The 21,393-nt window shown below is 67.9% G+C and carries 24 protein-coding genes; 17 read left to right on the forward strand and 7 right to left on the reverse strand.

All coding sequences use genetic code 11. The annotated features are described in order from the left end of the window. Positions 1–12: 12 nt before the first annotated feature. Positions 13–1,134, forward strand: a complete 1,122-nt coding sequence (locus tag ACZ54P_RS03160) for a transglycosylase SLT domain-containing protein (protein WP_465459894.1) — start codon at positions 13–15, stop codon at positions 1,132–1,134. 236 nt (positions 1,135–1,370) lie between these two features. Here ACZ54P_RS03160 and ACZ54P_RS03165 read toward each other — a convergent pair whose 3' ends face one another. Then, positions 1,371–2,558 carry an FAD-dependent monooxygenase gene (locus ACZ54P_RS03165; RefSeq protein WP_465459895.1) on the reverse strand — a complete coding sequence of 396 codons (1,188 nt, stop codon included), beginning with the start codon at positions 2,556–2,558 and terminating at the stop codon, positions 1,371–1,373. A 171-nt stretch (positions 2,559–2,729) separates the two neighbouring features. Between ACZ54P_RS03165 and ACZ54P_RS03170 the strand changes: the two genes are divergently transcribed. The 3 genes from ACZ54P_RS03170 to ACZ54P_RS03180 all read left to right on the forward strand — a co-directional run bounded on the left by ACZ54P_RS03170 (position 2,730) and on the right by ACZ54P_RS03180 (position 5,114). Continuing rightward, the gene (locus tag ACZ54P_RS03170) at positions 2,730–3,632 is read left to right on the forward strand and encodes a TetR/AcrR family transcriptional regulator C-terminal domain-containing protein (RefSeq protein ID WP_465459896.1); all 903 of its coding nucleotides are present in this window, start codon (positions 2,730–2,732) and stop codon (positions 3,630–3,632) included. A 9-nt stretch (positions 3,633–3,641) separates the two neighbouring features. After that, on the forward strand, positions 3,642–4,808 hold the full coding sequence (locus ACZ54P_RS03175; protein WP_465459897.1) for a pyridoxal phosphate-dependent aminotransferase: 1,167 nt from the start codon (positions 3,642–3,644) through the stop codon (positions 4,806–4,808). A gap of 120 nt (positions 4,809–4,928) precedes the next feature. Continuing rightward, the gene (locus ACZ54P_RS03180; RefSeq protein ID WP_037320551.1) at positions 4,929–5,114 is read left to right on the forward strand and encodes a hypothetical protein; all 186 of its coding nucleotides are present in this window, start codon (positions 4,929–4,931) and stop codon (positions 5,112–5,114) included. Here ACZ54P_RS03180 and ACZ54P_RS03185 read toward each other — a convergent pair. The 3 genes from ACZ54P_RS03185 to ACZ54P_RS03195 all read right to left on the reverse strand — a co-directional run bounded on the left by ACZ54P_RS03185 (position 5,111) and on the right by ACZ54P_RS03195 (position 7,650). Beyond that, positions 5,111–5,938 carry an SAM-dependent methyltransferase gene (locus ACZ54P_RS03185; RefSeq protein ID WP_465459898.1) on the reverse strand — a complete coding sequence of 276 codons (828 nt, stop codon included), beginning with the start codon at positions 5,936–5,938 and terminating at the stop codon, positions 5,111–5,113. The two genes, ACZ54P_RS03180 and ACZ54P_RS03185, sit on opposite strands and share 4 nt — an antisense overlap. Positions 5,939–6,028: 90 nt before the next feature. Further along, positions 6,029–6,619, reverse strand: coding sequence for an HAD family hydrolase (locus ACZ54P_RS03190; RefSeq protein ID WP_465459899.1), 591 nt, complete (start codon positions 6,617–6,619; stop codon positions 6,029–6,031). Positions 6,620–6,621: 2 nt separating this feature from the next. Then, a complete protein-coding gene (locus ACZ54P_RS03195; protein WP_465459900.1) occupies positions 6,622–7,650 on the reverse strand; it encodes a threonine aldolase family protein in 1,029 nt (342 codons plus the stop codon). 135 nt (positions 7,651–7,785) lie between these two features. On the opposite strand from ACZ54P_RS03195, the gene ACZ54P_RS03200 reads away from it, so the two are divergent. From ACZ54P_RS03200 to ACZ54P_RS03245, 10 genes are all read left to right on the forward strand, one after another. Then, positions 7,786–8,304, forward strand: coding sequence for a SigE family RNA polymerase sigma factor (locus tag ACZ54P_RS03200; protein ID WP_005152531.1), 519 nt, complete (start codon positions 7,786–7,788; stop codon positions 8,302–8,304). After that, on the forward strand, positions 8,291–8,995 hold the full coding sequence (locus ACZ54P_RS03205; protein ID WP_465459901.1) for a hypothetical protein: 705 nt from the start codon (positions 8,291–8,293) through the stop codon (positions 8,993–8,995). Before ACZ54P_RS03200 ends, ACZ54P_RS03205 begins: the two co-directional genes overlap by 14 nt. Before the next feature lie 24 nt (positions 8,996–9,019). Next, on the forward strand, positions 9,020–9,613 hold the full coding sequence (locus ACZ54P_RS03210) for a TetR/AcrR family transcriptional regulator (RefSeq protein ID WP_465459902.1): 594 nt from the start codon (positions 9,020–9,022) through the stop codon (positions 9,611–9,613). 20 nt (positions 9,614–9,633) lie between these two features. Then, on the forward strand, positions 9,634–11,064 hold the full coding sequence (gene purB / locus ACZ54P_RS03215; protein ID WP_465459903.1) for an adenylosuccinate lyase: 1,431 nt from the start codon (positions 9,634–9,636) through the stop codon (positions 11,062–11,064). A 249-nt stretch (positions 11,065–11,313) separates the two neighbouring features. Next, a complete protein-coding gene (locus ACZ54P_RS03220; protein WP_465459904.1) occupies positions 11,314–12,141 on the forward strand; it encodes a substrate-binding periplasmic protein in 828 nt (275 codons plus the stop codon). A 2-nt stretch (positions 12,142–12,143) separates the two neighbouring features. Further along, entirely contained in the window at positions 12,144–12,917 is a 774-nt protein-coding gene (locus tag ACZ54P_RS03225; protein ID WP_465459905.1) for an ABC transporter substrate-binding protein, read from the forward strand. A gap of 8 nt (positions 12,918–12,925) precedes the next feature. Then, positions 12,926–13,708, forward strand: coding sequence for an ABC transporter substrate-binding protein (locus ACZ54P_RS03230; protein WP_465459906.1), 783 nt, complete (start codon positions 12,926–12,928; stop codon positions 13,706–13,708). Then, positions 13,709–14,467 (forward strand): amino acid ABC transporter permease, encoded by a 759-nt coding sequence (locus ACZ54P_RS03235; RefSeq protein WP_465459907.1) that lies wholly within the window; start codon positions 13,709–13,711, stop codon positions 14,465–14,467. It abuts the gene before it with no gap. Next, positions 14,464–15,210, forward strand: a complete 747-nt coding sequence (locus tag ACZ54P_RS03240; RefSeq protein WP_465459908.1) for an amino acid ABC transporter ATP-binding protein — start codon at positions 14,464–14,466, stop codon at positions 15,208–15,210. Before ACZ54P_RS03235 ends, ACZ54P_RS03240 begins: the two co-directional genes overlap by 4 nt. 26 nt (positions 15,211–15,236) lie before the next feature. Next, a complete protein-coding gene (locus ACZ54P_RS03245) occupies positions 15,237–16,124 on the forward strand; it encodes an MOSC domain-containing protein (RefSeq protein ID WP_465459909.1) in 888 nt (295 codons plus the stop codon). Here ACZ54P_RS03245 and ACZ54P_RS03250 read toward each other — a convergent pair. Then, entirely contained in the window at positions 16,007–16,813 is an 807-nt protein-coding gene (locus ACZ54P_RS03250) for an SAM hydrolase/SAM-dependent halogenase family protein (RefSeq protein WP_465459910.1), read from the reverse strand. The genes ACZ54P_RS03245 and ACZ54P_RS03250 overlap by 118 nt on opposite strands. A 35-nt stretch (positions 16,814–16,848) precedes the next feature. Here ACZ54P_RS03250 and ACZ54P_RS03255 point away from each other — a divergent pair, with 35 nt between their 5' ends. Both ACZ54P_RS03255 and ACZ54P_RS03260 read left to right on the forward strand, forming a co-directional pair. Continuing rightward, on the forward strand, positions 16,849–17,730 hold the full coding sequence (locus tag ACZ54P_RS03255; RefSeq protein ID WP_465459911.1) for a phosphoribosylaminoimidazolesuccinocarboxamide synthase: 882 nt from the start codon (positions 16,849–16,851) through the stop codon (positions 17,728–17,730). A 95-nt stretch (positions 17,731–17,825) separates the two neighbouring features. Further along, entirely contained in the window at positions 17,826–18,536 is a 711-nt protein-coding gene (locus ACZ54P_RS03260; protein ID WP_465459912.1) for a DUF2334 domain-containing protein, read from the forward strand. Between the two features lie 38 nt (positions 18,537–18,574). On the opposite strand, the gene ACZ54P_RS03265 is transcribed toward ACZ54P_RS03260, so the two are convergent. Together ACZ54P_RS03265 and ACZ54P_RS03270 are read right to left on the reverse strand one after the other, a co-directional pair. Then, positions 18,575–19,210 (reverse strand): MBL fold metallo-hydrolase, encoded by a 636-nt coding sequence (locus tag ACZ54P_RS03265; RefSeq protein ID WP_465459913.1) that lies wholly within the window; start codon positions 19,208–19,210, stop codon positions 18,575–18,577. Between the two features lie 32 nt (positions 19,211–19,242). Further along, the gene (locus tag ACZ54P_RS03270; RefSeq protein ID WP_465459914.1) at positions 19,243–20,187 is read right to left on the reverse strand and encodes an ArsR/SmtB family transcription factor; all 945 of its coding nucleotides are present in this window, start codon (positions 20,185–20,187) and stop codon (positions 19,243–19,245) included. Positions 20,188–20,248: 61 nt separating this feature from the next. On the opposite strand from ACZ54P_RS03270, the gene ACZ54P_RS03275 reads away from it, so the two are divergent. Next, positions 20,249–21,391 (forward strand): MFS transporter, encoded by a 1,143-nt coding sequence (locus ACZ54P_RS03275; protein WP_465459915.1) that lies wholly within the window; start codon positions 20,249–20,251, stop codon positions 21,389–21,391. Positions 21,392–21,393: the final 2 nt, after the last annotated feature.

Below are 21,393 nucleotides of genomic sequence, written 5' to 3' on the forward strand. Positions count from 1 at the left end.
GGGGCTTGAGCAGTGGGTTTGAACAACGTCGGCGCCGGCACGCCGGACGGCTGGGATGGACTCGTCAGGAAGGCCGACCAGGTCGCCAAGGTGAACCTGGCCGCCATTCAGAATGCCTCGAAGCAGTTCAAGACGGCCGCCGACAACGCGGGTGACCACAGCGCGGCGCTCTCGCGTTCGACCGAAGCGCTGAACAGCGGCGTTTGGGTCGGTCCCGCCGCGGACGCCTTCTTCGATTACGTCAAGTCGATCACCAAGGCGGGCCAGAACGTCGAGGCCCAATTGGGGAAGGTCGTCGACGACCTCGATCGTGTCCACACCGATCTCGGCAACATCAAGACCCAGGTCGCTGACGCCTACAAGGGCGCTGAAGAAGCGATCAACAAACGGAACACCCAGGCGGAGACGGACAAGAACGCGGCGATCCAGGCCGCCGCGCAGGCCGAGAAGGATCACAAACCGGCGCCGAGTCCGTCGGCGGCGGAGATCATCCAGAAGGCCAAAACCGACATCAACAAGATCACCAGCGACGCGGACACCCGGGTCAAGGGCCTGCTCGATCAGGCCAATCAGATGATCCAGAAGTCGCAAGAGCTGATGAAGAAGGACATCGAGGGCGGCTACTCGAAGGTGCCGATGCCCGGCAAGGACGGCACCGTCCCCAAGCGCACCGGCGGTCTCCACACCGGCGGTGGCGGCGGTGGAGGAGGAGGCGGCGGCGGTGGCGGTGGGGGCGGCCTCGGGCCGAGCGGCGGTCCGCCGTCGACGACGCCGCCCGGCAACGTCCAGCAGTGGATCCAAGAGGCCATCAAGATCCTGCAGGCCGCCGGGATCCCGGTGACCGAGGCGGATATCCAAAAGATCTGGACGATCATCGAGAAGGAGTCCGGTGGCAACCCCAACGCCATCAACAACTGGGACTCCAACGCGGCGAAGGGCACCCCGTCCAAGGGGCTGATGCAGTGCATCGACCCGACCTTCAACGCGCACAAGCTTCCCGGGCACGACGACATCTACAACCCGGTCGACAACATCATCGCGGGCGTGCGGTACACGTTCTCGCGGTACGGCGGGTTCGAAGGTCACCCGGGTCTGAAATCCATGGCCGGCGGTGGCGGGTACCAGGGCTACTAAGGGACCCATTCGCCCCTCCCTCTTCCCTCGGCTCAGCCGAGGCAACTCGACCTTCACGCCTTCCCCCGGTACTTGGGCGGGAGGGCGGCGGTAGGCCGTCGGTCCAGGTGGTCGTGGGTGGCGATTCGGGTTAGAACCCGAATCGCCACTCACGACCAACCCAGCCCACTCCTCACCGGAAGCCTTCACGGAAACGCCGCTTTTGTCTTAACCCTCAATAGAACACGGATTGCCACTCACGGATATTCCTTTAGTACCAACGCGTTCGAAGCCTCCGTCAACGGCCGCATCACCGCCTTCATCACCCGGTCCCGGAACGGCAAGTACGGCAGCATCCGCATCGATTGGATCTGTTTCCACTGCGCGAACCGCGTCTGCTTCCGCTGGTTCAACGCGGCCAGTGCCTGGTTCCGCAGCACAAAGGGTCGCATTTCCCTCTCATACGAAGCGAAAGCGGCGCGATGGTCACTGTGGACAGCAAGTGAACCCGCCAGCACGTAAGCCCCGACCAGCGCCAAACTCGTGCCCTGTCCCGAAAGTGGTGAAGGTCCGTAGCCCGCGTCGCCGACCAATGCGACTCGCCCGTCGGAAGACCGGTCCATCCGAATCTGTGTCATCGAATCGAAGTACAGCTCACTCGAAGCCATTTCCCGCACCAGCCTCGGTACTTCCCAGCCCTGGCCGAGAAACCGGTCGGCGATGAGTTTTCGTTGCTGGTCAAGGTCATGCCGGTCGAAATCGAGTTCCGGCGACTGGAAGCCGAGCATCGCGCGCGCCTCTGTGTTCCCTCGCGCGCTGTAGAGGCCGGCGAGTTTCCCCGGTGTCATGTGGAAGGTCTGCCAGTGGTCCAGCTCGAGGAAGTTCGGCACGGTGAACACCGCCAGATAGGTGTCCAGGTGGTGTGAGAACTCTTTCTCCGCCCCGAAAACCAGTGAACGCACGGTCGAGTGCTGCCCGTCCGCGCCGATCACGAGATCGAAGTCCCGTGCCTCGCCGTTGGCGAAAGCGACTCGCACTCCGTCGGGACGCTGCGCGATTCCGGTGATCCAGTCGCCGTAGACGTACTCGACGCCTTCCTGGGCGACCGAAGCCAGCACGCCGGTCAGGTCGTCCCGCAGGATCTCGATGTCTTCGCTGTCGGTGAGCCCCCCGGTCAGCGTGTGCTCGGTGACCTTCACCAGTGTCTTCCCCGCCGCGTTCACGAACGACATCCCGCGCATGTCCGTGCTCAGCTCCCGGAGCCGCCCGAGTACGCCCATCCGTTCGACGACGCCGAGCGCCGTGCCGCGGATGTCCACAGCGTGTCCGCCGACGCGTGGCGCGGGCGCCCGTTCGACGACTGTCGGCGCGAAGCCGTGTCGCCGAAGCCAGTACGCCAGCGTCGTCCCGGCGATTCCCGCCCCCGAAATCAGCACCTGCTGCATGTCAGCTCCCCTGTGTACGCTGTTTGAAGCACTGCGTACAACGTATGATCGCTGCGACGAATCTCCAGGAAAAGACGCCTACACGCTCCGATGCACTAGTGCACTAGGGCTAGTGCGCCGACTGAAATGGGGTGCGCGGCGAGTGAAGCGCACTATGGCAAGGAGTCGACCATGACCGATCCGCCCTACTTGCGGATCGCCGCCGAGATCCGGCGCCGGATCGTCACCGGCGAGCTGCGCGAGGGCCAAAAGATCCCGTCGACGCGGCAGATCATCGCCGAGTGGGGTGTCGCGATGGCGACCGCGACAAAGGTGCTCGCCGCCCTCAAACGCGACGGCCTGGTCATCGCCAAACCCGGTACCGGCACGGTCGTCGCGAGCCGTGCTCAGAAGGCCGCGCCGAGGACCGAAGCGGAGTTGTCACGCGAGCGAGTGGTGAAGGCCGCGATCCGGATCGCCGACGCCGAGGGCATCCGCGCGCTCTCCATGCGCCGCGTCGCGTCCGGTCTCGGTGTCGCGACGATGGCGCTTTATCGCCATGTCTCCGCGAAGGACGACCTGATCATGGAGATGGCCGACGTCGCGCTCGGCGAAGTCCGTTTCCCGCCCGACCCGCCGTCTGGGTGGCGGGCGCGACTTGAGCTGATGGCCAGGGCCCAATGGGCGTTGTTCCGCCGTCATCCATGGCTCGCGCAGGCGCTTTCGGTCACCCGTCCGCAGCCGCTGCCGAACCTGCTCCACCACGCCGACTGGGCCACCCGCGCCCTCGACGGCCACGGCCTCCCGTCGTCGACGATCATGTACGCGCACATCACGATCTTCAACCACGTCCGCGGCACGGCCCTCAATCTCGAGGCCGAAGCGGAGTCCGAAGCCGGCACCGCGCGCACGGCCGACGACTGGCTCGCCGAACACGAGCCGATCCTCTGGGATCTGGTCTCCGGTGGCCGGTTCCCGAACTTCACCAACGTCGTCATGCGTGCCCCGTTCGACTTCGACCTCGACACGCTCTTCGAGTTCGGCCTTCAGCGTCTCCTCGACGGCTTCGCGGTTCTCATCGCGAAGGCGGGTTAGCCTCACCCCATGTCTTTTCCTGGTCCCGCCGCCCGTTCCGACGTCCCGCCGTTCCATGTCATGGACGTCCTTTCGGCCGCGCAGGCACGGCAGCGCAGCCACGGCGACCTGGTCCCGCTGGTCGCGGGTCAGCCGTCCGCGCCCGCCCCGCGGCCGGTGCTCGAAGCCGCCCAGCGGGCCTTGAAGGACCACACTCTCGGCTACACCGAGCAACTCGGCATCCTCGATCTGCGCGAAGCCGTGGCGGCGCACTACAACCGCACCTATTCGGTCGACGTGAGCCCGCAGGAAGTCATCATGACGACCGGTTCCTCCGGCGGGTTTCTGTTGTCGTTCCTCAGCGCCTTCGAACCGGGTGACCGCGTCGCGATGGCGCGTCCCGGCTATCCGGCCTACCGCAACCTGCTGAAGGTGCTCGGCTGCGAGGTCGTCGAGTTCGCCACCGGACCGGAGACGAACTTCCAGCCGACGGTCGGCCTGCTCGACGAACTGGGGCCGATCAAGGGACTCATCGTGGCCAGTCCGAGCAATCCCACCGGTACCGTGCTGCCTCCGGGTGAACTCGCCGCGATCAGCGGCTGGTGCGCGTCACACGGCGTGCAGTTGATCAGCGACGAGATCTACCATGGGATTTCTTACGGCGCCGGACTCGACTGCGCCTGGCAGTACGGGACGGAGGCACTTGTCCTCGGTTCGTTCTCGAAGTACTTCGCCATGACCGGCTGGCGGCTCGGCTGGATGCTCGCACCCCAGCGGCTGCACCGCGCGATCGACGTCCTGACCGGCAACTTCACCATCTGCCCGCCCGCGGTCTCCCAGCACGCCGCGATCGCCGCGTTCACCCCGGAGTCATACGCGGAGGCCGACGGCCACGTCGAGCGCTACCGCGCCAACCGCGACGCGCTCTTCGCCGGTCTCAAAAGCATCGGTATCGACAAACTCGCGCCGGCCGAAGGCGCCTTCTATGCCTACGCCGACGTCTCCGAGTACACGCAAGACAGCCTCAGCTGGTGTCAGCGGATCCTCGCCGAAACCGGCGTCGCGATCGCTCCCGGCATCGACTTCGACCCCGTCGACGGCGGCAGGTTCGTGCGGTTCTCGTTCGCGGGTTCGCGCGAGGACATCGACGAGGGCGTCCGCAGGCTCGGCGACTGGCTCACCGGTCAGCGCTCATAAGTCAGGGGGAACCCCGAATTCTCCCTGAACGTTAGGCAGAACGAAGGCGCTCGCGAGTTCTGCCTGACAACCTGGACTCACCGGGCCCGCTTGGGCAAGGTGAGGCAATCGGAGGATGCCATGTTCTGGAAGATCGTCGGCGGGCTGCTTCTGGCTTGGGTGGCCTTCATGGTGCTCGGGTCCGTGCTCGGCTTCCTGGTGAAGGCCGTCTTTTGGATCGCCGTCATCGGCGGTGCGGTCTTCCTCGGCACGGCCGCGTATGGCGCCATCAAGGGCAAGGGCACCCCGAAACAACTCCGCCGTTAAGGTTTGCGCGCCACCCCGCCGAGTGACGTGAAGTTCACGGGCGAAAGCGGGGTGAAGCGCGGGCCGTCCGGCCACCACAGATGCGGATACGTCAGCCCGGGGTCGACGAGATCGAGCACCTCGAAGAGCGACTCGATCTCCTCACGTGTGCGGAAGGACGTGTCGAGTCCGGTGCCGCTGAAGCGCTTTTCGAGTGACGTCGCGACATCGGCCGCTTCCGAGCCGTCGGCCGGATTGTGCTGGTGCAGCACCACGACGAACGAGCCGGGGGCCAGCGCGTCGACATAGGCGCGGATGATCTTCCGCGCTTCGTCGATGTCGGGGATGTGGTGGACGATCGCGCACAGGATCAGCCCGATCGGGCGGTCGAAATCCAGCCGGTGGGTACTGTCGAGCTCCTGGATGAGCTCGGCCGGTTCCGTCAGGTCGTTACCCGCCATATGCGCGAAGTCGTTCGCCGCGAGTTGCGCGCGGCCGTGTGCCAGTACCACCGGATCGTGGTCGACATAGACGACCCGTGCCTCGGGGTTGTACCGCTGCGCGACCTGATGCGTGTTGTCCCCGGTCGGGAAGCCGGAGCCGAGATCGAGGAACTGGTCGACGCGCTCCCTGTCCGTCAGGTAGCGCACGGTCCGGACCAGCCAGTGCCGGACTTCCTTGGCCATGACCTGCGCGTCCGGTGCCAGCTCCAGGATCTGGCGCAGCACCACCCTGTCGGCCTCGTAGTTGTCCTGGCCGCCCATGAGCGCGTCGAAGACTCGCGCGATGCTCGGCCGGTCGAAATCGACGGGCACGATCGGACGCCGGGCGACTGGACCTGGCATGGGCACCTACCGTGAAAACTCGGTTCGGGACGCAGGCCAGCTTAGGTCATCGGATTCACCGCGCGTAAGCGGATGAGCGACGAGGGTGAATTATTCCTCCGAAGAGCCGAAGGAAGATTTCGCTGTTGTCACGCCGACCCAGCGTTCCGCCTTCATTCCCACCGCCCGCGCACCGTCCACATTGGACTGACGATCGTCGAAGAACAGGCAGTCGGCCGGTTCGGCGCCGAGTTCGCCGAGCAGGATCCGGTAAATTTTGGCGTCGGGCTTCATGCAGCCGACATCACCGGAAAAGAGCGTCACCCGGAAGAGGCGCGCCCAGTCCTGCTCGCGCACCCAACGGCCGAAGGTCGACGACGCGTTGGAGAGCAGCGCGAGCGCGGCGCCCGCCTCGTGCAGGCCTTCCAGCAGTTCGAGTACCGCCGGTTCCACGTGCGACCAGCCGGTGACGTCGATCCGGGTCAGCTCGTCGGAGAAAGCCCGGTCGACCTCGACGTCGAGCGCGCGGCCGATGCTTTGCCAGTACTCGAGGTCCGTGCCGCCGGAGTCGTACCGGATCCGTTCGGCCCAGTAATGCGGCTCGAATTCCGCCACTTCGAGGCCGAAGGCCTTGGCCAGGACCGGCAGCGCGTCGGTGTGCTCGCTGATGACGTCGCCGTAGTCGAAGACGATCCAGTTCACGGTCAGCTCCCGGTCCTGATGCGGTGAAGGGTTTCCTCGATGTCGGCGGCCGAAAGGTCCCGGTGCACCACGAACCGGACCCGGCCCGCCGTGGGCAGCACGCGGATCCCGAGCCCGTCCAGCAGCTTCAGGCGGCCTTGGAGATCGGGAGCGGCGGCCAGCACGATGTTGGTCTCGGGCTCGTTGACCTCCCAGCCGTGTTCGGCGAGCCCGGCCGCGAGCCGCGCCGCGTTCTCGTGCGTCTCGGCCAGTTCGTCGATGCGGTCCAGCGCGACCAGGCAGGCCGCGGCCAGCACACCACTCTGCCGGACGCCGCCGCCGAGCATCTGCCGCATCCGCCGTGCCCGCTCGATGAACTCCGCGCTGCCCGCCAGCACGGAGCCGACCGGCGCGCCGAGTCCCTTGGAGAAGCAGGCGGAGACGCTGTCGACGCCGACCGTGAGCGCGGCGGGCGGGACCTGCAGCGCGACCGCCGCGTGCCAGAGGCGGGCGCCATCGAGGTGCACGGTGAGCCCGGCCTGTTTCGCCACCGCGAGGAGCTGGGCGTGCTCATCGGGCGGGGTCACCGCGCCACCCGCCGAGTTGTGCGTGTTCTCCAGGCACAACAGCGTGGTGCGCAGCGAGTAGTACGGCCCGATGGGAGTGCCGATCGCGGCCGCGAGCGTGTCCGGCGTCGGCCGTCCGGGCCCCGCGTCGTGTTCCAGCGGGTCCGCCATGCCACCTGCGAGCCAGGCGGCCGAGCCGAGTTCGTCGGTGATCACGTGCGAGCCGCGCGGCGCGAGGAAGCGGTCACCGCGCTGGAGATGGAGACTCAGCGCGATCAGGTTCGCCATGGTCCCGCTCGGGGTCCAGAGCGCGGCGGGCATGCCGAGGAGTTTCGCGGCACGCTGTTCGAGGGCGGCGGTGGTCGGATCTCCGTCGAGGACGTTGTCGCCGACCTCGGCTTTCGCCATGGCCTCGCGCATGACGCTGTCCGGCCGGGTGACGGTGTCGGAGCGGAAATCGATCAACGAGTCGGGGCTCAAGGTCACGGTACGATCACATCACATCGTCCGGTCCGCCAGGAACCTCCTCCCCGGCTGGTCCGCCGCGCCCGCTCATGCAACCGTGGACGCCCCCGGTTCCGTCCTACCCACCGACGAGGCAAGAGCGGAGACAACAACCGCGTGAACCAGCGCGACGAACAAGAGTTCGCGGAGTACTTCGCCGCGAAGCGGGACTCCGTGCGCAGGACCGCGTACATGCTTTGCGGTGACTGGCATCGCGCGGACGATCTCGCGCAGACGGCGTTCGTCGCGCTGCACCGGAGGTGGAAGAAGATCAGGGAACGGGCGGCGACCGACGCCTATGTGCGGAAGACGCTGGTCAGGGCGGCCATCGACGAATCGAGGCGGCCGTGGCGGCGGGAGTGGCAGACCGAAGAGCTGCCCGAACCGCCGCAGGACGGCTTCGACCTCGGTGAACAGGTCGTCACCAGGGAAGACCTGCTGGCCGCGTTGCGCGAGGTGCCCCCGAAGCAGCGGGCCGTGCTGGTGCTCCGGTTCTTCGAGGGGCTGGACGTCGGCGCGGCGGCGAAGGCGCTCGGTTGCAGCGAAGGGAACGTGAAGAGCCAGACCGCGCGCGGGCTGGCGAACCTCAGGCAGGTCATGGAGAAGGAGGAGGTGGCACGGGATGGACGAGAATGACCTAAAGGCGTTGTTCCGTGACGCCCCCGGTGACACGCCGTCGCCGAGCTTCGACGCCGCCGACGTCGTCCGTGCCGCCAAACGCGCCACCGCACGCCGCCGCAACGGTATCGCGGTGGCCTGTAGTGCACTGGTTTTGGTCTTGGGCGGAGTGGGCATGTTCGGCGTGCTCGGCGACGTCGATTTCGGTTCGCCGACGGCGGCGAAATCCGACAACGGGGCCGCTTCCGCCGGGCAACCCGAAGCGGCTTCCGCGCGTCCTCTCGACAGCGGGGAGTCCTCGAACTTCTCGAACCCGCCGCCTCAGCAGGGGGGCAGCGGGCCGGAGAAGACCGGCCAGATGTCGGCCGAAGGCACCTACGGGTGCGACCAGGTGGACCGGGAGCTCGCCACCGCCCTCGCTGGCGAGCTCCCGGTCCCCGTGGATGTCGCCAAGTCGACCCCCGGCGACATCTGTACGACGGGAGCCAGGTCCGCGGGGTTCCAGATACCGGGCGGCACGGTTTCCGCCGCGGTCTTCCCGGCGGGCGCGGCTCCTCCGTCCTTGCCCGCCGGGGCGTCCAGTGCCGAGCGGACCACCGTCAAGGGATCGCTGGTGGTCGTGGTGAGCCTCGGCGACGGCTCGGGCGGGCCGGTGTTCGGAGAGGCCGACGTCGACCGGTTCGCCGGTGTGCTCGCCGCCCGCTACTGAAGGCGCCTGGCAAAATAACCCGTCATGACTGCCGCAGCGACAACGCCGAAGGGTGAGCGACGGCGCGCCGAGCTCATCGAGGCCGCCGCGTCACTGCTGGCCGAGGGCGGCTTCGACGCCGTGCGGCATCGCGCGGTGGCCGAACGAGCGGGCTTGCCGCTGGCCTCGACGACGTACTACTTCGACTCGCTCGAAGAACTCGTCACCGCCGCTGTCGAGCACCACTCGAACCAGGAGCTGGAGACCGGACGGAACCGGCTCGAAGAGCTGGCGACCCGCAATCGCGGTGTCGAAGCCACCGTCGACCTGGTGCTGGACATGCTGCTGGGCCCGCTCCGCCCGGATCGCGATGCCGACGCCGAGGCCGTCCTCCTGCGCTACGAACGCCTGGTCGGCACCGGCCGCCGCCCGTACCTGCGACCCCTGATGCGGACGCTGTCCGCGCAGCTGTACGAGCTGCTCCACGAGATCTTCGCGCGCTCCGGCACTCCGGTGGACAGCGCGGAACTGGAGCGGCTGGTCGCCCTGGTCGACGGCGCCGTCGTCAACGCGCTGATCGAGGTCGACCCGGAGCCGAGGGCCGCCGCCGCCCGCATGCTGCAGGCCGCCCTCGCCTAGCCCCGGGTTAGGCTGGCCGCGTGACGGAAAAGCCCCGCATCCCCAACGTGCTCGCCGGCCGCTACGCCTCGCCTGAGCTGGTCGAACTGTGGTCCCCGGAACGCAAGGTCGTGCTGGAGCGCGAGCTCTGGCTCGCCGTTCTCCGGGCGCAGGCCGACCTCGGCGTCGAGGTGCCGGACGGGGTCGTCGCCGACTACGAGCGCGTGCTGGAGCAGGTCGACCTCGACTCGATCGCCGCGCGCGAGCGGGTCACCCGGCACGACGTGAAGGCCCGGATCGAGGAGTTCAACGCGCTCGCCGGGCACGAACACGTGCACAAGGGCATGACGTCGCGTGACCTCACCGAGAACGTCGAGCAGTTGCAGGTGCGGCGTTCGCTGGAGCTGATGCGCGGCCGCGTCGGCGCGGTGCTGGCCAGGCTCGCCGCGATCGCGGTGGAGCACGCCGACACCGTGATGGCAGGCCGTTCGCACAACGTCGCCGCGCAGGCGACGACGCTGGGCAAGCGCTTCGCGACCGCCGCCGACGAACTGCTCGTCGCGTTCGAGCGGCTCGACGACCTGATCGGCCGCTACCCGCTGCGCGGGATCAAGGGTCCGGTCGGCACCGCGCAGGACATGCTCGACCTGCTCGGCGATGAGTCCACTTTGGACGAACTGGAGTCACGGGTCGCCGCCCACCTCGGCTTCGAGCGGGTGTTCACCAGCGTCGGCCAGGTGTACCCGCGGTCACTCGACTTCGACGTGCTGTCCACGGTGGTCCAGCTCGCGGCCGCCCCGTCGAGCCTGGCGAAGACGATCCGCCTGATGGCGGGACACGAACTGGTCACCGAAGGCTTCAAGCCGGGCCAGGTCGGCTCGTCGGCCATGCCGCACAAGATGAACACGCGTTCCTGCGAGCGGGTCAACGGACTCGCCGTCGTGCTGCGCGGCTACCTGTCGATGATCGGCGAGCTCGCCGGCGACCAGTGGAACGAAGGCGACGTCTCCGATTCCGTCGTCCGCCGTGTCGCGCTGCCGGACGCGTTCTTCGCGCTCGACGGTCTGCTGGAGACCTTTCTCACGGTGCTGGCCGAGTTCGGCGCCTTCCCGGCGGTCATCGCGCGTGAGCTCGATCGCTATCTGCCGTTCCTCGCGACCACCAAGGTACTCATGGCCTCGGTCCGCGCAGGCGTGGGCCGGGAAACCGCGCACGAGGCGATCAAGGAAAACGCCGTCGGTGTCGCGCTCGCCATGCGGGAGCAGGGGCTCGCGGAGAACGACCTCCTCGACCGTCTCGCCGCCGACGAGCGCATCCCGCTCGACCGCGGTGAGCTGGACAAACTGCTCGCCGACCGGATCTCGTTCACCGGTGTCGCGCCGCGTCAGGTGGCCGCGATCGCGTCGCGTGTCGAGGACGTTCTCAAGCGTTTTCCGGAGGCCGCCGTCTACTCGCCCGCCCCGATCCTCTGACGTTGGTCGTGAAGGGTGGTCGTGAGTGGCGATTCGGGTTCTAACCCGAATCGCCACTCACGACCGGCTGTACCGAAGCCCCGCTGAGCTGTGAGCAGTCCCACCACGGAGCGTTCACAGAGTGGGACGACATTACTCGAACGGGCGAATTCCCTAATCTCGATCGCTGAACCCGGAGCGCCAGGCCGCCCATCCCGCGGCCTGGCGTGCTTGTATCGCGCCTTGCGCGCCGAACCCACGGAAGAAGCGATGAGATCCACGCTGTCGAAATTCGTCGCCGTCGTCACGGCGGGTGCGGCCACCCTCGCCCTCGCCGCCTGCGGTTCCGGTGACACCTCCGCCAGTGGCCAGAAGCTGCGCGTCGGCACCCTGACCGACGCGCCGCCGTCCATCTACCTGGAGAACGGCACCTTCACCGGCTACGACAACGAGCTGCTCCGCGACATCGCGAAGCGCGAAGGCTTCGAGGTCGAGTTCGTCGGCACCGAATTCGCCGGTCTGCTGGCCGCCGTCGCCACCAACAAGTTCGACATCGGCAGCTCCACGATCTCCACCACCGAAGCCCGCAAGAAGACCGTGGCCTTCAGCAACGGCTACAGCACCGGGTTCACCACGATCCTGACCAAGAAAGGCGCGGGCCTCAAGGACGTCGCCGCGTTCGGCGGCAAGCGGCTCGGCGTCGTGCAGGCGTCGGTGCAGGACGACTTCGCCAGCGGCAAGGTCCCCGGCGCCAACGTCGTGCGCTTCCCCGACTACAACGCCGGTTTCGCGCAGCTGAAGGCGGGCAGTCTCGACGGCTGGGTCGTGCCGAAGGACATCGGGCAGAAGTACATCGACCAGAACCCGGCTGTGCCGCTGGAGTTCGGCTACACCGTCGAGACCAAGGACACGCCGTCCGCGTTCGCAGTCCGCAAGGACAACAAGGACCTGCTGAAGAAGCTCAACGACGGTCTCGCGAAGGCCGTCGCCGACGGCACCGTCGCCCGTCTGCACGCTCAGTTCTTCAAGACCGAGCCGCTGCCGAAGGAACTCGAGCAGGGTGGCCCCGGCCTGCCTGTGCAGAACCAGGGGGTCTGAAAATGAAGAAAACCTTGATCGCGACGCTCGCCGCCGGATTGCTCGCGGTGCTCACCGCCTGCGGTGGCGGCGAGGCCGTCACCGAAAAGACCCTGCGGGTCGGGACGCTGAGCGACGCGCCGCCGAACATCTACGTCGAAAACGGCAACTTCACCGGCTTCGACAACGAGCTGCTGAAGGCCATCGCCGCGCACCAGAACCTGAAGCTGGAGTTCGTTTCGACGGACTTCTCCTCGCTGCTGGGCCAGGTCGCGAACAACCAGTTCGACATCGGCAGTTCGGCCATCGCACAGACCGACGAGCGCAAGAAGAACGTCGACTTCTCCAGCCCGTACAACTTCGAAGTGATGAGCATCCAGACCAAGGACGGCTCGCCGATCACCGACGAAAAGGCCTTGTCCGGCAAGCGGGTCGCGGTGATCCAGGCGACCGTCGGTGACAAGTGGCTGACCTCGACCGTGCCGGACGCGCAGGCCGTGCGCTTCCCCGGGTACGCCCCGGCGCTGGCCGCGCTCAAGAGCGGCGCCGTCGACGCCTACGTCCTCGACCAGGCGATCGCCGAGACCAACGTCAAGGACAGCGCCGACGTGAAGCTCAAGGTCGTCAAGTCCTTCACCACCGACGTGCCGCACGGTTTCGCGGTGAAGAAGGGCAACACCGAGCTGCAGACGAAGATCAACGAAGGTCTGAAGCAGGTCATCGCCGACGGCACCTGGGTCAAGCTGCACGAGCGGTTCCTGCCCACCGCACCGGTTCCGGACCAGTTCAAGGCGTGAGGATCACGATGAAGAAGGCACTCGCCGCCGTCGCTGGCGCCGCCCTCGTGGCGGTGCTGGCGGCGTGCGGCGGCGGCGAAAGCGCGAGCGGTGACACGTTGCGCGTCGGCACGCTCAGCGATTCGAAACCCAACGCCTATCAGGAAAACGGCGTGTTCACCGGGTTCGACAACGAGTTGCTGAAGGCCATCGCCGCGCACCAGAACCTGAAACTCGAGTTCGTCTCCACGGAGTTCTCGGCCCTGCTGAGCCAGGTCGCGAACGGCAAGTTCGACATCGGCAGTTCCGGGATCTCCCAGACCGACGAACGCCGCAAGACGGTCGACTTCTCGGCGCCGTACAACTACCAGTCGCTCGGCATCGAAACCCGCGAAGGCGTCGATATCACCGACGAGAACACCCTGGCCGGTAAGCGAATCGGTGTCGTCCAGGGCACGGTGTCCGACAGCTGGCTGTCGGCGAACGCGCCTGCCGCGCAGGCCGTCCGGTTCCCGCAGGACGCCGCCGCCCTCGCCGCGCTCAAGACGGGCGCGATCGACGGCGCGGTCTTCGACCAGGCGACCGCCGAGGACTACGCGGCGAAGAATCCGGACGCGAAACTCAAGATGGTCAAGGCGATCACCACGACCATTCCGCACGGTTTCGCGGTCAAGAAGGGCAACACCGAGCTGGTCGGCAAGCTCAACGCCGGGCTCAAGGCGGTCATCGCCGACGGGACGTGGGAAAAGGTGCATCAGCGGTTCGAACCGAACGCGCCGGTGCCCGCGGAGTTCAAGGCCGGGCAGAAGTAAGTGGACGATTTCCTCAACACCTTCCTGAACTGGGACTACATCTGGGAGGTCTTCCCGGACCTGGTCAAGACCGGGCTGCTGAACACGCTGATCATGTCGGTGTTCGCGGCGATCATCGGCACCGTGCTCGGCATGCTGCTGGCCACCATGGGCCTGTCCAGCAAGCTGTGGCTGCGCTGGCCGGCCAGGATCTACACCGACATCTTCCGCGGCCTGCCCGCGATCCTCACCATCCTGGTGATCGGACAGGGCGGCGGGATCCTCTTCCCGTCGATGGCCAGGAACACCTACCCGCTGGGCATCCTGGCGCTCAGCCTGATCGCGGCCGCCTACATCGGTGAGATCTTCCGAGCCGGCATCCAGAGTGTCGAAAAAGGACAGATGGAGGCCAGCCGCGCGCTGGGCATGAGCTACACCAAGGCGATGACGCTCGTCGTCATCCCGCAGGGGGTGCGGCGGGTGCTGCCCGCGCTGGTGAACCAGTTCATCGCGCTGATCAAGGACTCCAGCCTGGTGTACTTCCTCGGTTTCCTCGCCGAGCAGCGCGACCTGTTCCGGATCGGACAGGACCTCGCGGCCAACACCGGCAACCTGTCGCCGCTGGTCGCGGCCGGTTTCTTCTATCTGCTGATCACCGTGCCGCTGACCCACTTGGTCAACTACATCGACAAGAAGCTGCGCACCGGCAAGAAGGTCCGGGTCGACGACGACGGCGGCGAGCCCGAACTCCTGACCAGCGGAAAGGTGCCGATGTCATGACGATCCCCGCCGACGTGCGCTCTTCGAGCGTCGAACTCCGCGACATCCACGTCTCCTTCGGCACCCTCGAAGTGCTGAAAGGCGTGAACCTCAAGGTCGAGAAGGGCCGCACGACCTGCATCGTCGGCCCGTCCGGTTCCGGCAAGTCGACGCTGTTGCGCTGTGTGAACCGCCTGCAGGAGCCCGACTCCGGCGACCTGCTGCTCGGTGGCGAGAGCGTCATCTCCACCGACCCGGACGCGTTGCGTCAGCGGGTCGGGATGGTGTTCCAGCACTTCAACCTGTTCGGGCACCGCAGTGTGCTGGACAACATCACGCTGCCGCTGCGCAGCGTGCGGAAGCTCGGCAAGGCGGAGGCGGCCGAGATCGCGCACGCCCGTCTCGCCGAGGTCGGGCTCGCCGACAAGGCGCCGTACCGGCCGAGCGCGCTTTCGGGCGGCCAGCAGCAGCGGGTCGCGATCGCGCGGGCGCTCGCGATGGAGCCCGAGGTCATGCTGTTCGACGAGGCGACCAGCGCGCTCGACCCGGAGCTGGTCAAGGGTGTGCTCAACCTCATGGCGGGGCTGGCCGAGCGCGGGCTGACGCTGCTCGTGGTCACGCACGAGATGGGCTTCGCGCGCAGCGTCGCCGACGAGGTCGCGTTCATGGACGCCGGGAAGATCGTCGAACATGACGCTCCGGACGCGATCTTCGACTCTCCGCGGAGCGAACGGCTGCAGCGGTTCCTATCCCAGGTGCTTTGACGCCGACGACTCGTTAATCTGCGGCCATGGCGAGAGTGGCGAGGCTGGTCTATTACCCGGTCAAGGGCTGCGCGGGGACGTCGGTCGACACGGCCGACGTCACCCCGGCGGGCCTGAAGTTCGACCGTGCCTGGATGGTCGTGTCGCCCGAGGGCGAGTTCCGCAGTCAGCGGAAGCATCCGGTGATGGCGTCGATCCGGGCGGAAGTGCTGGACGGCGGCGCCCGCCTGCGGCTCGCCGCCCCCGGCGTCGAAGACCTGCTGGTCGAGCCGCTCACGGACGGGCCGCGTCAGCCGGCGTCCACGTTCACCTGGCAGGGCGAGGGCGTCCACCAGGGTGCCGAGGCCGCCGACTGGTTCTCGGAGGTCCTCGGCCTTCCGTCGGTGTTCGTCGGGCTCGCGCCCGAGCACGAGCGCGTCACCAACGGCGAGGTCCCCGGCACCGCCGCGTTCGCCGACGCGCACGCGATCCTGCTGACGTCGGAGTCCTCTTTGGACGGTCTGAACGAGCGGATCGCGTCGCGTGGCGCCGAGGCCGTGCCGATGGACCGGTTCCGGCCCAACATCGTCGTCGCGGGCTGGCGGGAGCCGCATCGAGAGGACGAAGTGCGCTCGCTCACCGCGGGCGGTGTGGAGCTGGGCTACGCCAAGGTCTGCATCCGGTGCACGGTGCCGATGGTCGATCAGGAGACCGGCCGGAAGGCGGGGCCCGAACCGATCCGGTCGCTCGCGGACTACCGCCGCGAGCCCGAGGGCGGCGTCTCGTTCGGGATCAAGATGGCGGTGACCCGGCCGGGTCAGCTCGCCGTCGGCGACGAGGTGATCGTGCACTCCTGGGCGGGCCCGAGCCCGAGCACCGACGCGGCCGAGCCGCCGTTCACCGCGACCGCGAGCCGTCCCGCCGAATCGGTGTAGAGCACGTTCTCGCCCGGCGGCACCGTGCCGAAGGTGTCGCCGACCAGCGCCTTCACCAGCACGCGGGCGCTGCTGACCGAGACCGTGCCGGACAATCCGGCCAGTTCGAGGTCGGCGGGGCTCGCGGCCAGCTGGACGTTGCCGAAGTGGTCGACCGTGAGCACCTCGGCGACCAGCTTGCCGGGGAACACCGCGACGAACGGATCCGGCAACCGCACGAGGTCGTCGACGGGCGGCCCGAACTCCTCGGGAGCGACACCGAGCGCGAGATGCGCCGCCGCGGGAGCGAAGACGTCGCGTCCGTGGAAGGTCGACGACGTCACCGGAAGGCGGTATTCCGGGGCGGTCAATTCGTAGGCGGCTTTCACTCCGCCGAGTGCTTCGGCCGCCGGGAGGAGAAGTCCGTTGTCCGGGCCGACGAGGATTCCGCGCCCGGCGACGACCACGACGCCGCGTCGCGCGGTGCCGACTCCGGGGTCGACGACGGCGAGGTGCACCGCGTCCGGGAGGAAGGGCGCGGTCTGCGCCAGCACCTCGGCGCCGGTCCTGACCTGCTGCGGAGGGATCTCGTGGCTCACGTCGATGAGCCTCGCCGAGGGTGCGATCCGCGCGATCACCCCGTGACAAGCGGCCACGAAACCGTCGCTCAAGCCGTAGTCGGTCGTGAAGGAGACGCAGTGGATCGGCATGATCAGCCAACATCCTTGATCGCTAGGGTGCAGCCGTGACGACGCTCGAATACCCGAAGATCGCCGCCGGCAAGGTCCGTGAGCTTTACGCCGTCGATGACGAGCATCTGCTGCTCGTCACTTCGGACAGGATCTCCGCCTACGACGTCATCTTCACCACGCCCATCCCCGACAAGGGGCGGGTGCTCACCGCGATGAGCGTGTTCTGGTTCTCCCAGCTCTCCGATGTTCTCCCCAACCACCTGGTCTCCTACGACGACGAACGTATCCCCGCCGAGGTCCGCGGCCGCGCGCTGCTGGTGCGGCGGCTGGCGATGCTGCCGGTCGAAGCCGTCGCCCGCGGCTACCTCACCGGTACCGGTCTCTCCGATTATCGCGCGCACGGCACGGTCTGCGGCGTCGAACTTCCCCCCGGCCTGACCGAGTCCTCCCGGCTCCCCGAACCCATTTTCACCCCCGCGACCAAGGCCGATCACGGCTCGCACGACGAAAACATCACCTTCGCCGACGTCGTCGGGCAATTCGGCCGTGAAAGGGCCGAAGAAGTCCGCGAAGCGACGTTGGCGGTCTATCGCCGCGGCGCGGAGTTCGCCGCCGAACGCGGCATCCTGCTCGCCGACACGAAGCTGGAGTTCGGCGTCGACCGCGAGGGGAATCTCGTCCTCGCCGACGAGGTCCTGACCCCGGATTCGTCCCGCTACTGGCCCGCCGGCGGCTGGGCGCCAGGCAGCCCGCGGCCGTCGTTCGACAAGCAGCCGCTGCGGGATTGGCTCACCGGTCCCGCGTCCGGCTGGCATCGCAAGAACAGACCGGAGCCGCCGCCGTTGCCCGACGAGATCGTCGCCGCCACCCGGGCGAGGTACATCGACGCGTACGAACGCATCACCGGCCGTTCGCTGGACGACTGGCCCGCCTGATTCCCCCGGCCGAGTGAACGGACCGGACAATCCTCGTGTGGCTGACCTGCGGCGTTTACTCGCTCGTCAGTCCGTCGCAAGGCCGGTCTGGCCCAATGGGCATCGTGGACGCACGTTTGCTGGTTTCCCTGTCCGGCGTGACCACCCGGACGTTGCACCGCTGTGCCGACCTCGCGGCCGAACTCGACCGGCGCAAGGTCCCGTTGTCCGTGCTCTACGCCGCTCGTACCGGCGAGGGCCCGGTGACCGAGTGGGTACGGACCCGCCGCGCTCGGGGCGACTCCGTCCTCCTGCACGGTTACGACCACCGGATCCCACCCACCCATCGCGCCGTCTACCTGGGCAAGCGCGCCGAGTTCGCGGCTCTTCCCGCGCACGAGGCGCGGCTGCGGCTGATCGCGGCGAAAGCGGCGCTCGACGCCAACGGCATGGCCGTCGACGGCTTCGCGCCACCGCGCTGGGTCGCGTCGGAGGGCACCGTGCAGGCCCTGCGCGAGCACGGGTTCACGCTGTGCGCGGACCTGGTCTCGGTGCGGGATCTGGTATCCGGCCGGGTCCAGCGCGCCAGGGTGCAGGAGTTCGGCGGGCCGTCTCAGCGGACCGAGACCGTCCGGTGCTTCGCGCTGGTGCTGGCCGCCGCCAGGGCCGCGCGACGCGGTGGGCTGGTGCGGCTCGGCATCGACGCCGTCGACCTCGCCAGGCCGGGACTGCGGCAGGCGTTCCTCGACGCCGTCGACGTCTCGCTGGAGAACCGCGCCTTCGGGACCACCTATGGCTCCCTCTCCCGGCCGCGTTTAGTCCTCTGAATGCGTCCTTGCGTGGGCTAACTACCGCATTTAGAGGACTAAACGCGGTGGGGGGTCGCCGGGTCGAGGACCTTGACCTCGGTGCCTTCCGGGGCGAGGTTGGCGAACAGACCGTAGTGCATCTGCGGCCGCGCGAGCACGGCTTCGTGGATCGGCACGGCGAGACGCGGCGAGACAGCGCGCAGGTAGTCCACAGCTTCGCTCGCTTTGAGCCACGGGGCGCCGGTGGGCAGGCCGAGGACGTCGATCTTCTGCTCGGGCACGAAGAACGAGTCGCCCGGGTGGTAGAACGCGCCGTGGTCGACGATGTAGCCGACGTTCGGGATCACCGGGATCTCGTCGTGGATCACGGCGTGCTCGCCGCCGACGACGTTGATGCCACTGGACCCGATGCCGAAGGCGTCGCCGGGGTTCGCGACCTGGAATTCCGCGCCGAGCTTCTCGACGGCTTCGGCCGAGCCCGGGTCCACGATCAGCTGAGCGCCGGGATTCGCTTCCAGCAGCGCGGGCAGCCTGTCGGCGTCGAGGTGGTCGAAATGCTGGTGGGTGATCAGGACGGCGTCCAGCTCACGCTCGCCCTCGAAACCCGCCGAGAAGGCACCGGGGTCGATCAGGATCCGTGCGCCCTCGGTCTCCAGCAGTACGCAAGCGTGTCCAAAATGGACAATACGCATGGCTTTCTCCTTCGTAGTCGGTCAATTCCAGCCTATGCCCGCAGCAGGGCGTCGCCAAGTTCCGTGCGGAGGTAGCGAACTTCGCGCCCTCGGCGCCGGGCGTCGAGCAGCCCAGCCGCGCGCATCGCGGTCAGATGCTGTGAGACCGTCGGCGCCGAGAAGTCCAGTCTCCGCGCCAACTCGGTGGTACTCGCGGGCTCGTTGAGGGTCGTGAGCAGGGCGGCCTTGGTGCGGCCGAGCACTGCGGCGAGCGCGTCGGACGGGCGCTCGGGGTCCGACCACAGCTCGGCCACGCCGCGAGCCGGGTACAACAGCGAAGGTTGCCACGGCTCCATCGTGATCACGCCGACCGACGGCCAAGCGAAGACGCCGGGGATCAGCAGCAGCCCGCGTCGATCGAGGTGAACCCGGCTGCGTTCCTTCATCTCGATCACCAGGACGTCGTCGACGAGCCGCACCCGCGGGTGGATGTCCTCCAGTACCAGCGCGATACCGCCGTCGGCCAGCCGCCGCGAGCGTTCCTCGATGTCGGCGACGAGGAACCGGCGCATCCGCGGCCAGTGCGGTTCGACCAGTTCGGCCCAGGCGATCTCCATCTGCTCGGCGAGCAGGTCCCTGGCCTCGGCCGGGTCTTCGGGCAGTCCGCTCAGGTCTGCGTCCACTTTGGACAATTCGCGAGCGACCTGCTCCGGTGCGGTGCGGCGGATTTCGGCGAGCTGGGCGGACGCGGTGGTCTCGGGTCCGCTCGGTGGCGGGCTGAGGAAGTCGGTGATGTAGTGCCGCGCGCTCATCACCTTGGCGAAGTCGCCGATGGGCAGCTCCGGCAGCTTCGCGGCGGCCCCGCGCAGCCAGGGCAGATGACTCGGATGCCCGCGCCGCCCCAGCAGGGTCTGCATCGCGCCCATGGTCTCGTCGAGCGGGGAGATGCCGAACCGGACGCGGTTGGCGCTCTCGGCGGTCAGGACCAGCTCGATCATTTGATTAGGCTATGCGCTAATCAGTAGTCCTCGCCAGGGTGCGTTCGGCAGTGTTCGCGGTATGACCTTGCTCCGTAATTCCGGGTATTGGCGCTGGTCGGCGGGAGTGCAGCTGAATCGGCTGCCCGCCACGATGGCACCGCTCGCCTTCACCGTGCTGACCACCGCGACCACCGGTTCGTACCGGCTCGGCGGGATCATGATGGCCGTCTTCGTCGCCGCCGAAATGGTCGGCGCCGTGCCCACCGGGCGGCTGCTCGACCGCGTCGGACCCGCACGCGGCCTCGCCGCGTTGCTGCCACTGGTCGCCGCCGGACTGTTCCTGCTGGCCGCGGTCGCTTCCGCCGGGGCACCGGACCTCGTCCTGCTCGCGCTGGCGATCCCGCCGGGCCTGGTCGCGGGCGGGCTCAACGGCGGGTTCCGGACGCTGCTCGCCGGCACCGTGACCGACGAGGAGCTACCCCGGGCTGTTTCGGTCGACGCGATGATCCTCGAAGGCGTCATCGTCGGCGGACCACTGCTGGTGGCGCTTCTCGCGACATCCGGCCCGGCCGTCCCGGTGCTCGCGATGGCCGTCGTCGCCCTGCTCGCGGCCCTTCTGGTGCCGCGGCGAACCGTCGCTCATGTTCCACAAAGGACGGTCGAACGTCAGCGGATCCCGGTCGCCGCCTGCGTTCCTTGGCTGTTCGGGCTGTTCAGTGCCGGCTTGCTGCTGTCGACCATCGAGGTCGGCCTGTTGCCACTGGTCCAGCGGCTCGGCGCGCCCGATTCGACGACGGCGATCGTCATCGTCGTGCTGTGTGCCGCCAGCATCACCGGGAGCGGGCTCTACGCGGCGCGGGGGAAGGTCGGGGATCCGCGTCTGTTCCTCGCCGGGTTCGTGGTCGGCGGCATCGTGGTGTCGGCGGGCTTCGGCTGGGCAGGACTGCTCGGCGGGGTGGCGCTGATCGGGCTCTGCACCGGTCCGCTGATGGCCGTCTCGTCGGTCAACCTGCAGCGGCTGCTGCCGGAACGACGCCGGTCGGAAGGGTTCTCCCTGGCCTTCACCGTGCAGGCGTCGGGCTTCGGCCTGGGGTCGCTGGCGATCGGCGTGCTGCCGGTATGGCTGGCGCCGCTGCTCGGCGTCCTTGCCGCCCTCGTCACCTGTGCGATGCTGGTGGCACACCCCAGGCGAGCTATTGGCACGCCGTCAGTAACGTCGTAGCC

The organism is Amycolatopsis sp. NPDC034160, from assembly GCF_055575355.1.